The organism is Austwickia chelonae (assembly GCF_003391095.1).
GTDB classification, from domain to species: Bacteria; Actinomycetota; Actinomycetes; order Actinomycetales; family Dermatophilaceae; genus Austwickia; species Austwickia chelonae_A.
In genome coordinates this window covers 1230845-1247831 of record NZ_CP031447.1, presented here as the reverse complement: position 1 = coordinate 1247831, position 16987 = coordinate 1230845, and the positions used below count along the sequence as shown (strand labels likewise).

The following is a 16987-nucleotide window of genomic DNA, read 5'->3' as shown; positions in this document are numbered from 1 at the left end:
GGTCAACCTTCCGTAGGAGAAACAAATGAAGGGATGTGCTGGTCCTGGGAGAGAAGATGGCCCATCCGGTCACGTTTCGTGGCCAGATAGGCGACATTGGCCGGGTTCACCCCGACATGGTGTTCCCGCCGGGCGATGACCTCCAGACCGAAGCCCTGCAGAGCAGTGATCTTCAAGGGGTTATTGGTGAGCAGCTCGAAAGGCCCCACACCCAGATCGGTCAGGATCGCTGCGGCACCGCCGTACTCGCGATCATCGATCGGCAGGCCAAGTCGTACCTGTGCATCGACCGTGTCTGCCCCCAGATCCTGCACCCCGTAGGCGGAGACCTTCGCCAACAACCCCACGCCTCGCCCCTCATGACCACGGACGTAGACCACGACCCCGCCCTGAGCTGCCACCGTCGCCAAGGCTTCCTGCAGCTGAGGCCCGCAGTCACAGCGCAAGGACCCCAAGGCATCCCCGGTCAGACATTCCGAGTGCACCCGCACCACTGGACGATCTCCCAGCCCTACCGGGCTGATCAGAGCCAGATGCTCCGCCCCCGTCACCAGATCGGCGTAGCCCACCATCTGGAAAACCCCGTACTCGGTGGGAAGCTGGGCCTCGCCATGGCGGACGACCCGGTGTGCCCCAGCACCCTTCCCGGCGATGGCGACACCACCCGATGGCTCTCCGGCCGACCAGGCACGGCGGTTCTCCCCGCCCCTGGCCAGCCAGGCCTGAAGGTCGACGATCGTGATCACCGGAAGCCGGTGCTCATCCCCCAACCGCAGCACATCGGCGGCACGCATCATCGTCCCGTCGTCATGGACGAGTTCAGCGATCGCCGCCACCGGGGACAGCCCTGCAGCCCGAGCCAGCTCGACCCCGGCCTCGGTGTGCCCGGCACGAGCTGCGACCCCGCCCGGATGCGCCCGTAACGGGAGCACGTGACCGGGCCGGACGAACTGCTCCGGACCAGAATCAGGGTCGGCCAACAACCGGATCGTCCGTGCCCGGTCGGCTGCGCTGATCCCGGTGCTCACCCCTGTCGCGGCATCACAGCTGACCGCATAGGCCGTCCCCCGGGGGTCCTCGTTGTCGACGACCATGGAAGGCAGCTGAAGTTCGTCGGCCCGGTCGGCCGTCATCGGTACGCAGACATAACCGGAACTATGCCGGATCGTCCAGGCCAGCCATGACGTGGTCAAGGTCTGCCCGGCCAGGATCACATCACCTTCGTTCTCCCGGTCTGCGCTGTCCAGGACCAGGACTGGGCGCCCCGCCCGCATCGCAGCCAGAGCAGCCTCGATACTCGCGAAACCCGCATCTGCCGTGTGCTCTGCCATATCCGTCCTCCCCTGCTTCTCTTTCCCTGTCCCGCCACTGGCCGGTTCCGGCGCCGTCCGCTGTCCCCCGTGGTCGTGCCGCCCTGTCATGCTCTGCTCCCCTCGCCGAGCGTAGGAGCTGCACCGAGATCTGCCTGGGCAGGCACCAGCCCCAGGAGCCGCTCGACGTACTTCCCGAGGACGTCGACCTCGAGGTTCACCGCACCGCCCACCCCGAGGCCACCCAATGTCGTCTCCCGCAAAGTGGTAGGGATCAAGCTGACGGCAAAGGTCTCCTCGGTGAGCCCGGAGACCGTCAACGAGACCCCGTCGACAGTGATCGATCCCTTGGAGACCACGTACCGGGCCAGGTCGGAGGGCAAGGAGAAGGTCAGCACCTCCCAGTCCTGACCGGGCACCCGGCTCAAACAGGTCGCCGTACCGTCCACATGTCCTTGGACGATGTGCCCCCCGAAACGGCCTTGAGCGGACAAGGCCCGCTCCAGGTTGACCTGGCTGCCCAGGCCGAGTGCGCCGAGACTGCTGCGGTTCAAGCTCTCCTGCATGACATCGACGGTGAACTCCTCACCGTCGTGCCCCGTCACGGTCAGACACACCCCGTTGACCGCGATCGACACGCCGTCGGCGACATCCGTCGTCACCAACGGTCCACGGATCCGCAGCACCACCGAGTCCGGACGGCGATCCATCGCGGTGATCACGCCGATCTCTTCGACGATTCCGGTGAACATGAACAACCTCCTCAGACGACGGGATTCAAAACCAGACGGATGTCATCGCCCACCCGAGCCACATCCTGAAGATCCAGGCGGTAGGCCTCAGCCAAGGTGGTGATCTGCGGTCCGACCAGCGCCGACGGACCAGCACCCAGAAGCATCGGTGCAACATAGGCGACCACTTCGTCGACGAGGCCCGCGTCGAGGAAGGCCCCAGCCAGGGTCGGACCACCCTCGAGCCAGACATGGCGGATCTCCCGCTCGTGCAGCTCGGCCAACACCTGCGCAGGATCATGTGTATGCAGGAAGAGCGTCGGCGCGCTCCCGTCCCGCAGTCGCGCATCCTCAGGCAGGTCCCGATGGCCCACGACCACTCGGTAAGGCTGCTGGCCGGTCAAAGCGCCATAAGTATCCCGTACCGTCAGCTGGGGGTCGTCCGCCAAGGCAGTACCCGTCCCGACCACGATGGCCCCGCACTGGGAGCGGCGTTCATGGACGTCGGCGCGGGCCTCCTCACCGGTGATCCACTGGCTGGTCCCGTCCACCGCAGCCGACCGTCCGTCGAGAGTGGCCGCATACTTCCAGGTGACCACCGGCCGTCCCAGGTACATCGCCCACGACCAGAAGGCGTTCAACGCCATTGCTTCTTCGGCGAGGACCCCCGACTCGACCTCGACCCCAGCCTCGGCCAGCACCTGTGCACCGCCACCGGCCTGCTCGGTGGGATCGTCCTGGGCGAAGACCACCCGGGAGATCCCGGCCCCGATCAAGGCTTCGGTGCACGGGCCGGTACGCCCTCGATGCCGGCACGGCTCCAAGGTCACGTAGAGCGTGCCTCCTCGCGCCCGCGTTCCGGCTTGAATGAGCGCGCCGATCTCCGCGTGCGGGGTTCCCGAACCCCGATGATGCCCGACCGCCACCAGATGACCCGAAGCATCGGTGATCGCTGCTCCGACCTGGGGATTTGGGTCGGCAGCTGGCCCCAGCACAGCTGCGGCCAGCGCGATGCGCATGAATTCCTCGTCGGCGGTGCTCGACACCCTCGCCCCTCCTGCTCCTCGACCATACTGTCGAGCTCCGGGAACGAGCGGAGACCGGTGAACGGCGCAGTCGAGCCCCTCCAGGAGAAGTAGCACACGGACGAGCCGCGCTATTTCTCCGTGAGGTCCGACGGCCGGCTCCCGATGCAGGATGCACCGAGCGCCCGATGGCCCCGGACACACAACGAGCACGTCCGAAGACGCGCTCGCGTAGGGCTACGACGACGCTTTTCATCGCCGCCGAGCCACCCTTTCAGGTGGCCACGTGCGCCTCCCATCCGGACTTTCACCGTCGGTTCCGGACTTTCACCGGATCCACCGTGACCTCGCGAGCGAGGGCAACGGGTCGCGGACTATCACCGCCGGCTCGGAATTTCACCGACCCCGGAGCACGTGCCCCCAGTATGCCACTGGGTCACGTCACGCTGCGAACGAATCGGTTTTTTCGTCTCAAGACCGCTCACCGGGGCATCTTGACCGTTCACGGCAGCAGCGACACCGAGGACATCCACGCACGCGCACCCTCGTACGCGACCCGGCAGGACGCCGTTTCCGCCGCCAGAGCCACCGCATCCGCCAGCCCCATCCCGGTCGCCATCCCCGCCGCGAGTGCCCCGTGGAAGGCGTCACCTGCCCCCAGGGTGTCCACTGCCGTCACTCGAGGTGGGCGCATGCACCCTCGGTCTCCTTGTGCCGTGGCCCAACGGATGTCACCGGGCCCGTCGGTCATCACCACGGCGCCGGCTCCGGCGGTCAGGACCAGTTCCATCGCGGCCTCCGGTGACTCGGTCAACCCAGCGGCGTAGTCGGCAGAGCCTGCCACGATGTCCAGCAGCGGCAGCCACTCCTGGACATGGGCTTTGACGCTACCTGCATCGACGAGGGTGAGCGGGGCCCGTCCCTGCTGCACGCGACACTCCTCAACCGACCTCAGTGCTTCTTCTGCGGCGACCGGGTGATGGCCGTCCACGAGCAGGGCTCCCGCCACATCGATGGCCTGTCGAGCCTGAGCGTTCAAAGACCACGACGTGGCTAAGGCGCCCGGCGCGACGACGGTCCGTTCGCCATCGGCGCCTACCAGACAAGAAGCCACCGGCAGCCGCCAGCCGGCCGGGGCAAGATCGATCAGATGCACGTTCCAGGCCTCGAGTTCGGCGCGCACCAGCTCTGCCATCGCCCCACCCCCGACACCGGTGACCAGAGTTGCCGTCCCCAACAGCTTGGCGACGCAGATGGCGGCATTCGCGGCAGGCCCTCCGACCGTGACCTCGGCCGAGGTGGACACGCTCTTCCGCCCCCAGGACACCGGACAGTCCACGCGTTGGACCACGTCCAGCACAGTGAGCCCGACACAGGTCACACCGCGCCGCGCCGCTCCTTCATCCGATTCGCCCGTCCCTGGGCCTGGGGTCATACCGTTTCCTCCTCGGACAAGGTCATCCGCACGACGAAGTCCCCTCGTCCTCGCGTGCCACGGACGAGCTTCGCGTTCTCCCCATCGGCACCCACGGTGACCCGGGCCCGGGCTTGTGCTCGGCTCAGACCATAGTGGGCGTGTCTGTTGACCAGTCGAAGGATACGGACCCGCTCAGGGACCTCGACGAACCAGACCTCGTCGCACAGTTCACGGGCCTGCGCCCACGGACGTTCAGGAAGGAGAAGGTAGTTCCCCTCGGTGATGACCACTCTGGTTGAAGGACGCACCGGGACCGACCCCGCCACCGGGTCGTCGGTCTCCCTGCGGAACTCCGGCGCCCAGACCGTCTGCTCGTCGTCACTGCGCAGCCTTCGCAGGAGAGCCAGATATCCCTCGACGTCAAAGGTGTCGGGGGCTCCGCGACGGGTGGCCCGCCCCATCCGGGAGAGCGCCGACTGAGAGAGCTGGAAGCCGTCCAGACCGACCACCGCCGCGTCGACGCAACAGGCAGCCAAGTAGTCGGCATAGGAGGTCTTGCCCACTCCTGGCGAGCCGGCGATCCCGAGCAGAACTCGACCCGGCGACCGTTCGACGAGACGAACCAGGCGGTTCCACGCCTCGTCCTCGTCGAGGACGATCTGTTCCTCGATCTCGGCGCCCTCGACGACGGAGCGGCTTTCCGTGGCCTTGTCGACGTCTTCATCATGCATGAGGGCGTCGGGCGAAGATCCGTTCACGAGTACGACTCCTCCCTGGCGGCCCCTGCCGAGAACGCCACAAGGAATCCCCCCAGCAACACTCGGTCAGGCAGCAAAAGTGTTGCTGCACAGATTAGTTGCCAGAAGTCAGTCGCCCGGTTTTTCCGCTTTCAGGCGTGCGCGTGTCGGCTCGCCAGGTCCTTCAGCTCAGCCACCCTGCTCCCGACGTCCTGCGCGCCGTAAACCGCTGAACCCGCGACGAAGACATCCGCTCCAGCTTCCGCGCACTGCTCGATCGTCGAGGTAGAGACCCCACCGTCGACCTGCACCCAGACCTGTCCGCCGTATCGACGAACCGATTCACGAACCGCACGCACCTTCGGCATCTGATCGGCCATGAAGGACTGCCCCCCGAAGCCCGGCTCGACCGTCATCACCAGGACCATGTCGACCTCAGGCAACAGATCCTCATACGGCGCCCATGCGGTTCCCGGCTTCAGCGCCATCGATGCCCGGGCACCAGCAGCCCGAATCGCTCTGGCCAAGGCCACTGGATCCTGAGCAGCTTCCACATGGAAAGTCACGCTCCCCGCCCCTGCTTCCGCATAAGCCGGCGCCCAACGGTCAGGCTCCTCGATCATCAGATGACAATCCAACGGAACCGGGCTGACCTTGAGCAACGCCTCCACGATCGGGAGACCCAAGGTCAGATTCGGTACGAAATGGTTGTCCATGACGTCCACATGAGCCCAATCCGCGTCACGGATCGCTTCCAGCTCGGACTGGAGGTTCGCGAAATCAGCGGACAGGATGCTGGGCGAGATCTGCACCCGGTCATCCTACTGACCGGATGCAACGCCCACCTCAGCGGATGCCGCACCCGGCCCAGCAGACAGAACCGGTCGGATCGATCACGACGTTCGACGCAACAAAGCCGCATACATCCCGTCTGTACTGTGCAGATGCGGCCACAGCTGCACAGCTGGGCCCTCTCCCATGTGGGTGATCCGCCCCTCAGACACCTCAGCGAAAACTGCTCCGGTATCGAGTTCCTCGACGCCGATTCCGTGGGCCTGCGCCCGCTTCAGTGCATCTGCCACCACGAAACGGGTCTCCGCCAGATGCGGGCTACAGGTGGCGTAAAGCACCACGCCACCTACCCGAACTGCCGCCAGTGCCGAATCGAGCAGCTGCCCCTGAACCGCGGTCAACGCAGTCACGTCCTGGGCGGTACGTCGCCACCGTGCCTCGGGCCGACGCCGCAAGGCCCCCAGACCCGTACACGGAGCATCGACCAGAACACGGTCGTAGGCGCTTGGCTCGAGCTCGCCGATCTCCCGGCCGTCGCCCACCCCCACGTAGACCTCCGTGCCCACCTGAACCGCAGCAGCCACTGTCTGGCGTACCAGACGCGCCCGATGTTCACTCACCTCGTTGGCGAAGAGTGCCGCAGGCCGAGAAGCCGCCAGCGCCGCCAGCAGACCAGCTTTTCCACCTGGTCCTGCACACATGTCCAGCCATTGCTCCGAAGGCGCCTGGGGCTGATCGTCCACGGGCCCACCACCCTGGACCGGGACCACAGGAGCCGCCGCGAGCGCCAGAGCCACCAGCTGGCTTCCTTCGTCCTGCACCGCAGCCCGCCCCTCGCGCACCGCAGGGATCGCTCCGGGATCACCACCTGCCGTGAGGACCGCCGCCGTCCGTACCGTCGACGAGGCCTCCGCGCCTGCTTCGACGAGTTCGTCGATCTCGGACAGCCCCGGGCGTGCCACCAAGGTCACCGCAGCCGGGATGTTGTCCGCGGACAACAATGCGGCCAAGGCCTCGTCGGCCTCCTCGGCCGTGGCAGCGCCATGCCCGATCAAGGCCGACCGCAACGCACGAACGATCCATTCCGGGTGGGAAGTCTCCACGGCAAGGCGGGCGCTGGCGTCCGCGTCTTCTCCCGGTGAGACGGCCTTCAGCCAGGTTTCCCTGTCCTGTTCGCTGATGCGGTGCATCACCGCATTCACCAACCCCGACACCCCCGTGCCATGGGTCTGCCGAGCCAGTGCCACCGTCGTGTCACATGCGGCGTGCACCGGGACCCGCATTCCCAGGAGCTGATGTGCTCCCAGACGCAGGATGTCCAGCACCGAATCGTCCAGTTTCGACAGCGGTCGCCCGGCTGCCCGAGCCACCACGAGGTCGTAGAAGGCTCGCATCCGAGTCGTGCCGTAGACCAGTTCTGTCGCAAAGGCGGCGTCCCGTCCGGTGACCTGTGCAGCCCGCAGACGTTTCGGCAGTTCAAGATTGGTGTAGGCGCCTTCGGCGACCGCCCGCAGGACCTCGTAGGCCACCGACCGGGCCTGATCGACCGCCCGGTGTCTCTGCGCCGGGCGGGTCACCGAGCGACGACGCGGCCCCCGGTACGGCGCTGTGCCCTCCGTCGACGAGCGGCGCATTCCACCGTGTTCCCCCTTTGACCGTTCTCGTCCTGCCCCGCCCGATCCTTCACGTCGCGCACCCGACACGGTCACTCTCCCAGGGTCTCGTCCGTCATGGCCCGCGCACCGCGAGCCCAATCAGCTGCTGCCATCGGTCGCTTGCCCTGCGGCTGGACCGTTCCCAGACGTACCGGTGTACTGGCTGTCCCGACGAAGACATCCCGCCGAGTCACCACCATCGATCCCGGTGCCAGCGGCCTGACCTCAGGGTCGCTTACCAGGGCAACCGGTCCGATCTTGATCCGACCGCCACGGAAAGTGGTCCACGCGCCCGGAGCCGGAGTGCAACCGCGGACGCGGCGGTCGACCGCCAAAGCGGGAACATCCCAGCGCACCCTGGCGTCCTCCGTGGTCAGCTTCGGCGCAAAACTGATTCCCTCCGCCGGCTGAGCCACCGGTAGAGCCGACCCGGACTCCACTGCGTCGAGTGTCGACACCAGCAAGGACGCCCCGGCCGAAGCCAGCCGTTCCAGAAGTTCGCCGGAGGTGTCCTGAGACCGCACCACCTCGGTCATCGTGCCCAACACCGGCCCGGTGTCCAGGCCCTCTTCCAGCAGGAAAGTACTGGCCCCGGTGATCTCGTCCCCAGCGATCACCGCGTGTTGCACCGGCGCAGCACCCCGCCAGGCCGGCAGCAACGAGAAATGTAGATTGATCCATCCACGGGCAGGGACGGACAGCGCCGCAGCAGGCAGGAGATTCCCGTAGGCGACCACCGGGCAGGCGTCCGGTGCCAGCTCGGAAAGACGCGAGAGGAACTCCGGATCCCGGGCCGACGACGGGGTCAGGACTTCCACCCCGGCCTCGAGCGCGCGCTCCTTCACCGGGCTGGGCCGCAGAGAACGTCCCCTGCCCGCAGGCGCGTCCGGACGGGTAACCACCGCGATCACCTCGTGCGAGGAGGACAACAAGGCCGACAACGAGGGCACCGCGACCTCCGGGGTACCGGCAAAAACGATCCGCATGGCTCACCACCCCCGGCCGAAGGTCGGATGAGGGCTGACTTTCACCGTCGGCGGGGTTGTCCCGGCCCATTCCGCGGCCCGGATCGCTTTCATCGCCATCCGACGCTGTTCACGGTCCAGCCGGTCGACGAACAGGATGCCGTCCAGGTGATCGGTCTCATGCTGCAAACAGCGCGCCAAGAGCTCCGTGCCCTCGACCCGCACCGGCTCCCCGTACATATCGACCCCCGTGGCTACCGCCCGCAGCGCACGTGGAGTGTCCACGTAGACCCCGGGGATAGACAGGCAGCCCTCGTCCCCTTCCTGCTGTTCCTCGGAGAGATCGAGTACCGGATTGCACAGGTGCCCCAGCTGGCCGTCGACCCACCAGGTGAAGACCCGAAGACCCACCCCGATCTGAGGTGCAGCCAGACCCGCTCCGGGAGCCTCACGCATGGTGTCGGTCAAATCCTCGACGAGCTTGCGCAGCTCCTTGTCGAAATCGACGACCGGCGCAGCGGGCGTACGCAATACGGGGTCACCGAACAGCCGGATGTCCTGGACAGCCACGAGTCTCCTTCAGCGGAAAGAACGGAAACCATCAGTTTACGGGGCTTCATGAGCCCTACCGCCGTCCCTCGTTCACCGCTCAGGTTCTACACCTGGAGCACCGGCCACGGCAGCCCCGCCGGTACGAGGTTCCGCCTGTTGCGGCTCGACCACCCGAGGTTCGACCACGAGCGTCGAAGGACCCGCCGGTGCCGCCACTCCCCGACGCATCGTCCTGACCGCGGGTACTCCCAGCGCAGCCGACACCACCGCGATGAAGAAAACGCCCGAACCGATCAAGGTCGACTCCGGTCCTACGGCCCCGGCCACCGGCCCCACCGCCAGCTGTCCCAAGGGCAGCGCCACGAAAGATCCAAGGCTGTCGTAAGCGGTGATCCTGGACAGATAGCGTTCCGGAACATTCTCATGAATGGCGGTCTGCCACGTGATCATGAAAACCTGCACCCCCGCTCCTGCCAGCAAACAACAGATCATCACCACGGCCAGTGAGGGGTGCAGGGCCAAGGCGAACAACGGGAGGGCCAAAGCAGCCATCCCGATCATCCCCACGACCAACGGGCGCACGACCCTGGCCCGCAGCATGACCACGGTGCACACCAAGAGGCCAACTGCTTCGGCAGAGACCAGCATCCCCCAGCCCTGTTCCCCGATCCGGGGATCGTTCTTGGCCACCATCGGCCCCAAGGTCGCCCAGGCACCGGCATGCACCGCATTCAGCACACCACAAGCGAGCACGATCACCCACAGCCAGGTGAGCGAAATGAATTCCGTCCAGCCTGAACGCAGTTCCCTCCACATCGTGGAGCGCTCGCGGTCAGCGGCCGGAGCAACCCGCACGAAAAGCATGCAGAACGCAGCCATCACCCAGGTCAGAGCGTCGAAAGCCAGGGCCCATCCTGCGCCCACCGTCACGACCAGAAGGCCTGCTACCGCGGGTCCGATCACTGCCAGGATGCTCCTGCTGAAGGCCAGCAAAGCATTCGCCTGCTGCATCACCGCCCGGTCCACCACCTGCGGAACCATGCCCTGGATGGCCGGCATGGTGAATGCCGTCATCGCCCCGTTGAGGGCCTCCAGCAGAATGACCGTGTCCAGGCGGGCCTGCCCCGTGATCACCAGGTAGGCCACCAGACCTTGAGTCGCTGCCGATGCCACATGAGAGACCATGAGCACCGTCGACCGGGAGAACCTATCCGCCACGACTCCACCGACCAGCAGCAGGACCACCAGCGGAATGCTCCGAGCTGCGAGAACCTGGCCCAGCGCAGTCACCGACGACGTCATCTCCAGGACGGCGAAGGCCAACGCGATCGGAGCCATCACCGACCCTGCGGTCGAGATGAACCGCCCTACGAAGAACCACACAAATCGTGTGTCCTTCAGCGGCGCAAACGCGAGATTCCCGCCCATCCGCCGTTCTCCCTAGATCGTCCCTCCAGCACGATGGCAGCCGACCCCACGACCGATACCTTCAGAGTAGGGCAGGAAAAGCCCCCGCGACCTGACGAAGAACACTCTTGACGCGCGCTTGACCTCCGCTTTCCCTTACTCAGAAGTCAACGACCCCGACCCGGACAGACACCAGATCGGGTTCACCTCTGGCTCCTCGAACCGCCCGCGCCGCATGCAATCCGCCCGCGGCCTGCGCTCCGAACGCATGCGGAGCCCGCAACAACAGGTGGACGTCCTCGCTCTCCGGCACCGGAAGCGGCCCCAGCCGTTCCACTTCCGGAGGAAGCCGAGCGACGTCCACCAGGTCTGTCACCGCTCGCCGGGTCCCTCTCAACGAAGCCACCCAGGCCGTGGGCGGCAGACACAGCTCCGCGCGCTCGACCAGCTCCCGACCGGCGAACCACTCCGGCGCCCAGCGCACCAAAGCCTCCACCGCAGGGATCGAGGGCGCCTCGGGGACTCCGGCCAACACCACACGGCCGCCCGGACCTGTCAGGCAAGCTGCTCCTGTCCAGCGGCGCAAGGCCTCCTCCCCCGCATCGAGTACCGGACGATCCAAGCTGGCCCACGCATCGAGCAACAAGACCGCCGCATAACCCAACTCGGCACGAGGTTCCGCACCGGGGGTGGCCACCACCATCGCAGGCTTCGCCTCGACGCATTCCACGAGTGAGCCAGCCCGGGAGTAGACCACCGGCACCCCGGGAAAGGCCCGCCCCAGTTCCTCCATCGTCCGCTGCGCACCCATCACCCGGATCCGCAGCCGGAATCCTCCGCAGGCAGGGCAACAGAAATCCGCTGCATTCCGTCCACACCACCGGCAACCCGCCACCGTTGCACCTTCCTGCCAGGACAACGGACCGGAACATTCCGGGCAACGTGCCGGGGTGCGGCACCGCTCGCAGGACAACGCCGGGATGTACCCCCGCCGGGGCACCTGCACCAGCACCGGCCCGGTCTCCAAAGCAGATCGGGCCACCCGCCAGGCGATCCCGGGTAGATGGGCCCGCGCGGCAGGTCCGTCCCGTTCCTCGTCGACACCCTCACCAGCGATATACACCTTGGGCGCCGCAGCTCGACGTTCCGCCCGGCTGACCAGGACGTCCTTCACACGTCCTCCGTCCACCAGAGCCTGCACCGCAGCAGTACGGGTCACCCCCCCGGCCAGGATCGAGGCGCCCGACAGTTCGGCCTGGGCGAGCAGGATCTGACGCACATGCGGATACGGAGATCGTTTCTCCACATGGTTGTTGTCACCATCGTCCCACCACGCCACCAGCCCCAGGTCGGCGACCGGAGCAAAAGCGGCAGCTTTAGTGCCCACCACCACCCGTACATACCCACGTAGCACCTTCAGCCACGCCCGATACCGGGCTTCAGGCCCGAGCGCGGCAGTGAGAACCACATGTCGCCCGGTTCCCAACAGTCTGGTCAGTTCCTGATCGACCCGGTCGACGTCACGGCCGTCCGGGAGAACTATCACCGCGCCGCGCCCCCCGGAAAAAGTGGCCCGAGCGGCTTCGGCCAACGCAGCAGGCCAGTCGTAGACAGGATCGTGGTGGGTGGCGGCGGTCCAGGCGGCAGAGGCTTCCTCGCCATCGGCCAACCGCCGGAGCAGACTCTCCCCTGCCGGATAAACCGACCATGCTGATCGGTCCGGAGCCTCTGGCAGATCGGAGATTTCACCAGGACCTCGCAGTTGTTTCTCCGCCCGTGCATGCCGTGGCGGAACGGCCAGCCTGGCGACATCGGCGAAGGTTCCCGCTTGTTCGTCAGCAATCCGTCGGGCCAGTTGCGCCAGTCTGCTGGTGAGCACCGGTTCAGGGCTGACCACGCGACGCAACGGTGCCAGTCTCCCGTCGTATTCGGGATGTGGACGCCGCTCCAGGAGATAGCCGTTCGCCTCACGGTGGGAGAAGATCACCTTGACCCGGCATCCCGGCTGTGCCTGCTCGGCCAGCTCAGCAGGCACCGCGTACTCGAACCCTCGATCCAGGTGAGGAAGCGGAAGATCAAGAGCAACCAGAGCGACCGGGTCCGCTGCCGCCAACGGGACCTCGCTGTGGACCTCAGGCGATACCTGAAGATCGCCCAGCGGGATCAACGCCTCGTCCATGGAAGATGTTCTACCGCACCTGGCTGACATACCAGGAGACCGCCAGACTGTTGATCCCGATGCCCGGCAGCCTCCTGGATCTGTTCAGGGCGATGCCCGCGTATCAGCCGATCGCGCGGCGCAGCTCCTCGACCCGGTCGGTCTTCTCCCAGGTGAAGGCATTCGTCACGTCCGGAACGGAGGTACGACCGAAATGGCCGTAAGCGGCAGTAGGCCGGTAGATCGGCCGCAGCAGCTCGAGTTCTTCGATGATGGCGGCCGGACGCAGGTCGAAGACCTCGAGAATGGCTTTCTCCACGACCTCGACCGGAACCGTCTCCGTACCAAAGGTCTCCACGTACAGACCGACCGGCTGGGCCTTGCCGATCGCATAGGCCACCTGGACCTCGCAACGACGGGCCAGCTCGGCTGCGACCACGTTCTTCGCCACCCAGCGGGTCGCATATGCCGCGGAGCGGTCGACCTTGCTCGGGTCCTTGCCGGAGAAAGCGCCCCCACCATGACGGGCCGTGCCACCGTACGAGTCGACGATGATCTTGCGCCCCGTCAAGCCGGCGTCCCCCATGGGTCCGCCGATCTCGAAACGCCCAGTCGGGTTGATGAGCGTACGGGCCTCGGCGAAGTCGAGTTCGACGCCGGAATCGGCCAGGCTCTCCATGACCGGCTTGATGACGTACTTCTCGACGTCAGGGGCCAGGAGCGCGTCCAAGCTGACATCAGAGGCATGTTGGCTGCTGACCACGATGGTGTCCAAACGAACCGGCCGGTCACCGTCATAAGCGATCGTGACCTGTGTCTTGCCGTCCGGACGCAAGTAGGCCATCTGACCTGACTTACGCACGGCGGTGAGCCGCTCGGCCAGGCGGTGCGCCAGGAAAATCGGTAGCGGCATCAGCTCGGGCGTGTCGTCACAGGCGTAGCCGAACATCAGACCCTGGTCGCCTGCACCCTGCTTGTCCTTGGGGTCGATGCCACCCGTGCGGTTTTCATAGGCGGTGTTGACGCCCTGGGCGATATCGCTGCTCTGCTGACCGATCGAGATCTCGACGCCGCAGGTACGTCCGTCGAAACCCTTGACGGAGCTGTCGTAGCCGATACCGACGATGGTGTCACGGACCAGTCGCGGAATATCGACATATCCGGTCGTATCGACCTCACCGGCTACATGGACCAGGCCGGTCGTCACCATCGTCTCGACGGCCACGCGCGCATAAGGATCCTGCTCGAGCATGGCGTCGAGGATGCTGTCCGAGATCTGATCACAGATCTTGTCAGGGTGTCCTTCGGTGACGGACTCGGAGGTAAACAGGCGAGCCACGGGTTCTCCTAGCGGTGTGGCGATCGTTGACGCCGCGTCGTGCGGCAGAAACCCTGCGTCAGGGAACACACAGTTTCCTCATCCTATCGGCGTACGAAACCAGAGTCTGATGACCCCGTGACCAATCGGAGGTCAACCCTCGTCAGTCGGAGACCTGAGGAATTCCTCGACGACGTCGAGCAGGGCTCGCGCAGCGTCCTGCTTGCTCCCGGTGACCTCACGGACCGGGTCGTCATATCCCTGACGCAGGATGGAGAGCACAGTGTCGTCCTGACCGAAGACGACCCCTCGGCCGACCTCGTTGGCGACCAAGAGGTCGCACCCCTTGCGGGCCAGTTTCCTCCTGGCGAGATCCAAGACCGAACCGGAATCGTCCCCGGTCTCGGCGGCGAAGCCCACGATCACCGGGGCCGTGTTCTCGGTGCTGTCCCGCCGGGCGACCAGCCCTGCCAGGATGTCGGGATTGCGGGTGAGCTCGATGGTCATCACCGCATCCGCAGAGCTGTCCTCGTAGCTCTTCTTGATCTTGTGACCGGTATAAGCCTGGGGTCGGAAATCGGCGACAGCCGCTGCCATGACGACCACATCGGCGCCCACCGCCGCTGCGTCCACAGCAGCTTTCATCTCCAAGGCCGACTCCACCTCGATCAGAGAGATCGCTCCTCCACCCGGGGGCCCCACCGGAGCCCCTATATCGACATGGGCGCTGATCACGTCGACTCGTGCTCCACGACGGGCAGCCTCGAGTGCGATCGCGTAGCCCTGTTTCCCCGAACTCCGGTTGCCGATGAAACGAACCGGGTCCACCGGTTCACGGGTCCCGCCTGCGGTCACCACCACCCGCCGGCCACGCCACAGCCGGTCCGAATCCTCACAGGGACCCTCCTCGAGGCAGGAGCATTCCAGCGCTGCTATCGTCTGCGCGAAAATACTCTCCGGATCCGGCAACCGCCCCGGCCCGGAGTCCGCCCCGGTCAATCGTCCGCTGGCCGGTTCAACGACCGTGACTCCCCGGGCCTTCAGAATGTCCACGTTCGCCTGTGTCGCAGGGTGCAGCCACATCTCGGTGTGCATCGCCGGGGCCATGACCACCGGACAGCGCGCGGTCAACAACACATTGGTGAGCAGATCATTCGCCAGCCCGTGTGCGGCCCGGGCCAGCAGATCCGCCGTGGCAGGTGCCACCACCACGACATCGGCATGCTGACCGATTCGTACATGACGTACCTCGTCGACGCCGTCGAAAACAGAAGCGCTGACCGGGTGACCGGAGAGCGCTTCCCACGTGGGAGCACCGACGAAATGCAAGGCTGCCTCGGTAGGAACCACCGTCACGTCCGCGCCCTGTTCGGAGAACAACCGCGACAACAGACATGCCTTATACGCGGCGATGCCGCCCCCGACACCCAGGACGACACGTAAAGGGCGTCCTGTTCCAGGAGCGGCAATCATCGTGATGCTCTTTTCGACGGTTCTAGGCGATTCCGCCCGATCAGCCCTCGGTGGGCGTCGAAGTCAACTTACGACCGTTGATCTCACGCAGGGCGACCGACAGGGGCTTCTCATGCACCTGGGTCTCGACCAGTGGCCCGACGTACTCGAGCAGGCCCTCGGAGAGCTGGCTGTAGTACGCATTGATCTGACGGGCACGTTTCGCCGAGTAGATCACCAGGGCGTACTTGCTGTCGGCGACCTCCAGCAGGTCGTCGATAGGCGGGTTGGTGATGCCGATCGGGTTCGCGACGGTGCCGGACAAGGAGATTCTCGTTTCGCTCGGGGGACTCAGAAAACTGAACAAGAGAAACTGACGCGGACGTCAGGGCTTCATCAAGTGTACGAGTTCTTCGGCCGCGCGCCGTACGTCATCGTTCACCACGACGACGTCGAACTCACTGGCCGCTTCCAATTCCACACGGGCCGTGGCCAGACGTGCTTCTCGTTCGACCTCGGTCTCGGTGCCCCGCCCCAACAGACGTTGCACCAACTCCTCCCAGCTGGGCGGAGCAAGAAAGACGAAAAGAGCTTCCGGCAGCGACCGACGGACCTGCCTGGCACCTTGGAGATCGATCTCCAACAACACCGGGCGCCCTTGAGCCAGCGCGCCTTCCACAGGAGCACGAGGTGTGCCGTAACGGGCCAGATTATGGACTACGGCCCACTCCAGCAGCTCACCACCGGCGATCATCTCGTCAAAACGCTCATCGCTCACAAAGTAGTAATGCCGACCCTCGACCTCCCCGGGGCGCGGACGGCGCGTCGTCACCGACACGGACATCCACACCTCGGGATGATACTCACGCACCCAGGCCGAGACGGTGCCCTTGCCCACTGCCGTAGGGCCGGCAAGGACAGCGGGCCGGAGCGAGCCGGGCCGGGTCGCAGCGACCCGGCCGGGCTCGGTGCTCAGGGCTCAGCCCTGCTTGAAGCGCTCGAGCAGAGCAGCGATCTGATTCGCGCCCAGACCACGCACCCGGCGGGTCTCGGAGATACCGATCTCCTCCATGATCTGACGAGCCCGGACCCGGCCGACGCCGGGCATGGACTCCAGAAGAGAAGAAACCTTCATCTTGCCGATGACGTCGTTGGTCTTGCCTTCCTTCACGACGTCAGCGAGAGATCCCTGCGAGTTCTTCAGCCTGTTCTTGACCGCAGCCCGCTCACGCCGCGCGGCTGCGGCCTTCTCGAGCGCTTCCGCGCGCTGCTCGGGGGTCAGCTGGGGTAGGGCCACGGGTCTCTCCTCGAAGAAGCTGCCGATTGTCTGTCACGGGCCGCGAGACCGAATACAGGCGCACGACCCAGACAGTCGTACATGCTTGTCACCGGTGCTTTCTCGCGAAGCCCAGGGTTGAACCTAGCGAAAGCACCGGTCAGGTGCAACGGGACTCACCCTGCCAATTAC

Annotated in this window: 16 protein-coding genes and 1 riboswitch; all 16 genes read right to left on the bottom strand. The window is 65.9% G+C overall.

The window, feature by feature from the left end; all coding sequences use genetic code 11:
- Positions 1 to 2: 2 nt before the first annotated feature.
- On the bottom strand, positions 3 to 1331 hold the full coding sequence (ribB, locus tag DX923_RS05500; RefSeq protein WP_116113259.1) for a 3,4-dihydroxy-2-butanone-4-phosphate synthase: 1329 nt from the start codon (positions 1329 to 1331) through the stop codon (positions 3 to 5).
- Between the two features lie 86 nt (positions 1332 to 1417).
- On the bottom strand, positions 1418 to 2062 hold the full coding sequence (locus DX923_RS05495) for a riboflavin synthase (protein WP_116113257.1): 645 nt from the start codon (positions 2060 to 2062) through the stop codon (positions 1418 to 1420).
- Positions 2063 to 2073: 11 nt separating this feature from the next.
- Entirely contained in the window at positions 2074 to 3087 is a 1014-nt protein-coding gene (gene ribD / locus DX923_RS05490; protein ID WP_116113256.1) for a bifunctional diaminohydroxyphosphoribosylaminopyrimidine deaminase/5-amino-6-(5-phosphoribosylamino)uracil reductase RibD, read from the bottom strand.
- Positions 3088 to 3349: 262 nt separating this feature from the next.
- Positions 3350 to 3483: riboswitch (FMN riboswitch) on the bottom strand.
- A gap of 85 nt (positions 3484 to 3568) precedes the next feature.
- Complete coding sequence (locus tag DX923_RS05485) at positions 3569 to 4447, bottom strand: PfkB family carbohydrate kinase (RefSeq protein WP_162872796.1); 879 nt, start codon at positions 4445 to 4447, stop codon at positions 3569 to 3571.
- A gap of 50 nt (positions 4448 to 4497) precedes the next feature.
- On the bottom strand, positions 4498 to 5241 hold the full coding sequence (locus DX923_RS05480) for a nucleoside/nucleotide kinase family protein (protein ID WP_205413107.1): 744 nt from the start codon (positions 5239 to 5241) through the stop codon (positions 4498 to 4500).
- Between the two features lie 131 nt (positions 5242 to 5372).
- Entirely contained in the window at positions 5373 to 6032 is a 660-nt protein-coding gene (gene rpe, locus DX923_RS05475; RefSeq protein ID WP_116113252.1) for a ribulose-phosphate 3-epimerase, read from the bottom strand.
- Between the two features lie 81 nt (positions 6033 to 6113).
- Positions 6114 to 7646 (bottom strand): RsmB/NOP family class I SAM-dependent RNA methyltransferase, encoded by a 1533-nt coding sequence (locus tag DX923_RS05470; RefSeq protein ID WP_162873101.1) that lies wholly within the window; start codon positions 7644 to 7646, stop codon positions 6114 to 6116.
- 71 nt (positions 7647 to 7717) lie between these two features.
- Positions 7718 to 8653 (bottom strand): methionyl-tRNA formyltransferase, encoded by a 936-nt coding sequence (gene fmt / locus DX923_RS05465; RefSeq protein ID WP_116113250.1) that lies wholly within the window; start codon positions 8651 to 8653, stop codon positions 7718 to 7720.
- Positions 8654 to 8656: 3 nt separating this feature from the next.
- On the bottom strand, positions 8657 to 9202 hold the full coding sequence (gene def, locus DX923_RS05460; protein WP_116113249.1) for a peptide deformylase: 546 nt from the start codon (positions 9200 to 9202) through the stop codon (positions 8657 to 8659).
- Between the two features lie 72 nt (positions 9203 to 9274).
- A complete protein-coding gene (locus DX923_RS05455; protein ID WP_240322766.1) occupies positions 9275 to 10567 on the bottom strand; it encodes an MFS transporter in 1293 nt (430 codons plus the stop codon).
- Between the two features lie 184 nt (positions 10568 to 10751).
- A complete protein-coding gene (locus DX923_RS05450; protein WP_162872795.1) occupies positions 10752 to 12770 on the bottom strand; it encodes a primosomal protein N' in 2019 nt (672 codons plus the stop codon).
- A 103-nt stretch (positions 12771 to 12873) separates the two neighbouring features.
- On the bottom strand, positions 12874 to 14088 hold the full coding sequence (metK, locus tag DX923_RS05445; protein WP_116116175.1) for a methionine adenosyltransferase: 1215 nt from the start codon (positions 14086 to 14088) through the stop codon (positions 12874 to 12876).
- Between the two features lie 132 nt (positions 14089 to 14220).
- Complete coding sequence (coaBC, locus tag DX923_RS05440) at positions 14221 to 15540, bottom strand: bifunctional phosphopantothenoylcysteine decarboxylase/phosphopantothenate--cysteine ligase CoaBC (RefSeq protein WP_116113246.1); 1320 nt, start codon at positions 15538 to 15540, stop codon at positions 14221 to 14223.
- A 40-nt stretch (positions 15541 to 15580) separates the two neighbouring features.
- Positions 15581 to 15844, bottom strand: a complete 264-nt coding sequence (gene rpoZ, locus DX923_RS05435) for a DNA-directed RNA polymerase subunit omega (RefSeq protein ID WP_006502431.1) — start codon at positions 15842 to 15844, stop codon at positions 15581 to 15583.
- 60 nt (positions 15845 to 15904) lie between these two features.
- Positions 15905 to 16495, bottom strand: coding sequence for a guanylate kinase (gene gmk, locus DX923_RS05430; RefSeq protein WP_116113244.1), 591 nt, complete (start codon positions 16493 to 16495; stop codon positions 15905 to 15907).
- Between the two features lie 3 nt (positions 16496 to 16498).
- A complete protein-coding gene (gene mihF, locus DX923_RS05425) occupies positions 16499 to 16816 on the bottom strand; it encodes an integration host factor, actinobacterial type (protein WP_006502433.1) in 318 nt (105 codons plus the stop codon).
- Positions 16817 to 16987: the final 171 nt, after the last annotated feature.

What these genes read in the sequence shown, in the direction of transcription:
- ribB (WP_116113259.1), bottom strand. Translation starts at nt 1,331, where the DNA reads ATGGCAGAGCACACGGCAGATGCGGGTTTCGCGAGTATCGAGGCTGCT.
- DX923_RS05450 (WP_162872795.1), bottom strand. Translation starts at nt 12,770, where the DNA reads ATGGACGAGGCGTTGATCCCGCTGGGCGATCTTCAGGTATCGCCTGAG.
- DX923_RS05495 (WP_116113257.1), bottom strand. Translation starts at nt 2,062, where the DNA reads ATGTTCACCGGAATCGTCGAAGAGATCGGCGTGATCACCGCGATGGAT.
- coaBC (WP_116113246.1), bottom strand. Translation starts at nt 15,540, where the DNA reads ATGATTGCCGCTCCTGGAACAGGACGCCCTTTACGTGTCGTCCTGGGT.
- fmt (WP_116113250.1), bottom strand. Translation starts at nt 8,653, where the DNA reads ATGCGGATCGTTTTTGCCGGTACCCCGGAGGTCGCGGTGCCCTCGTTG.
- DX923_RS05470 (WP_162873101.1), bottom strand. Translation starts at nt 7,646, where the DNA reads ATGCGCCGCTCGTCGACGGAGGGCACAGCGCCGTACCGGGGGCCGCGT.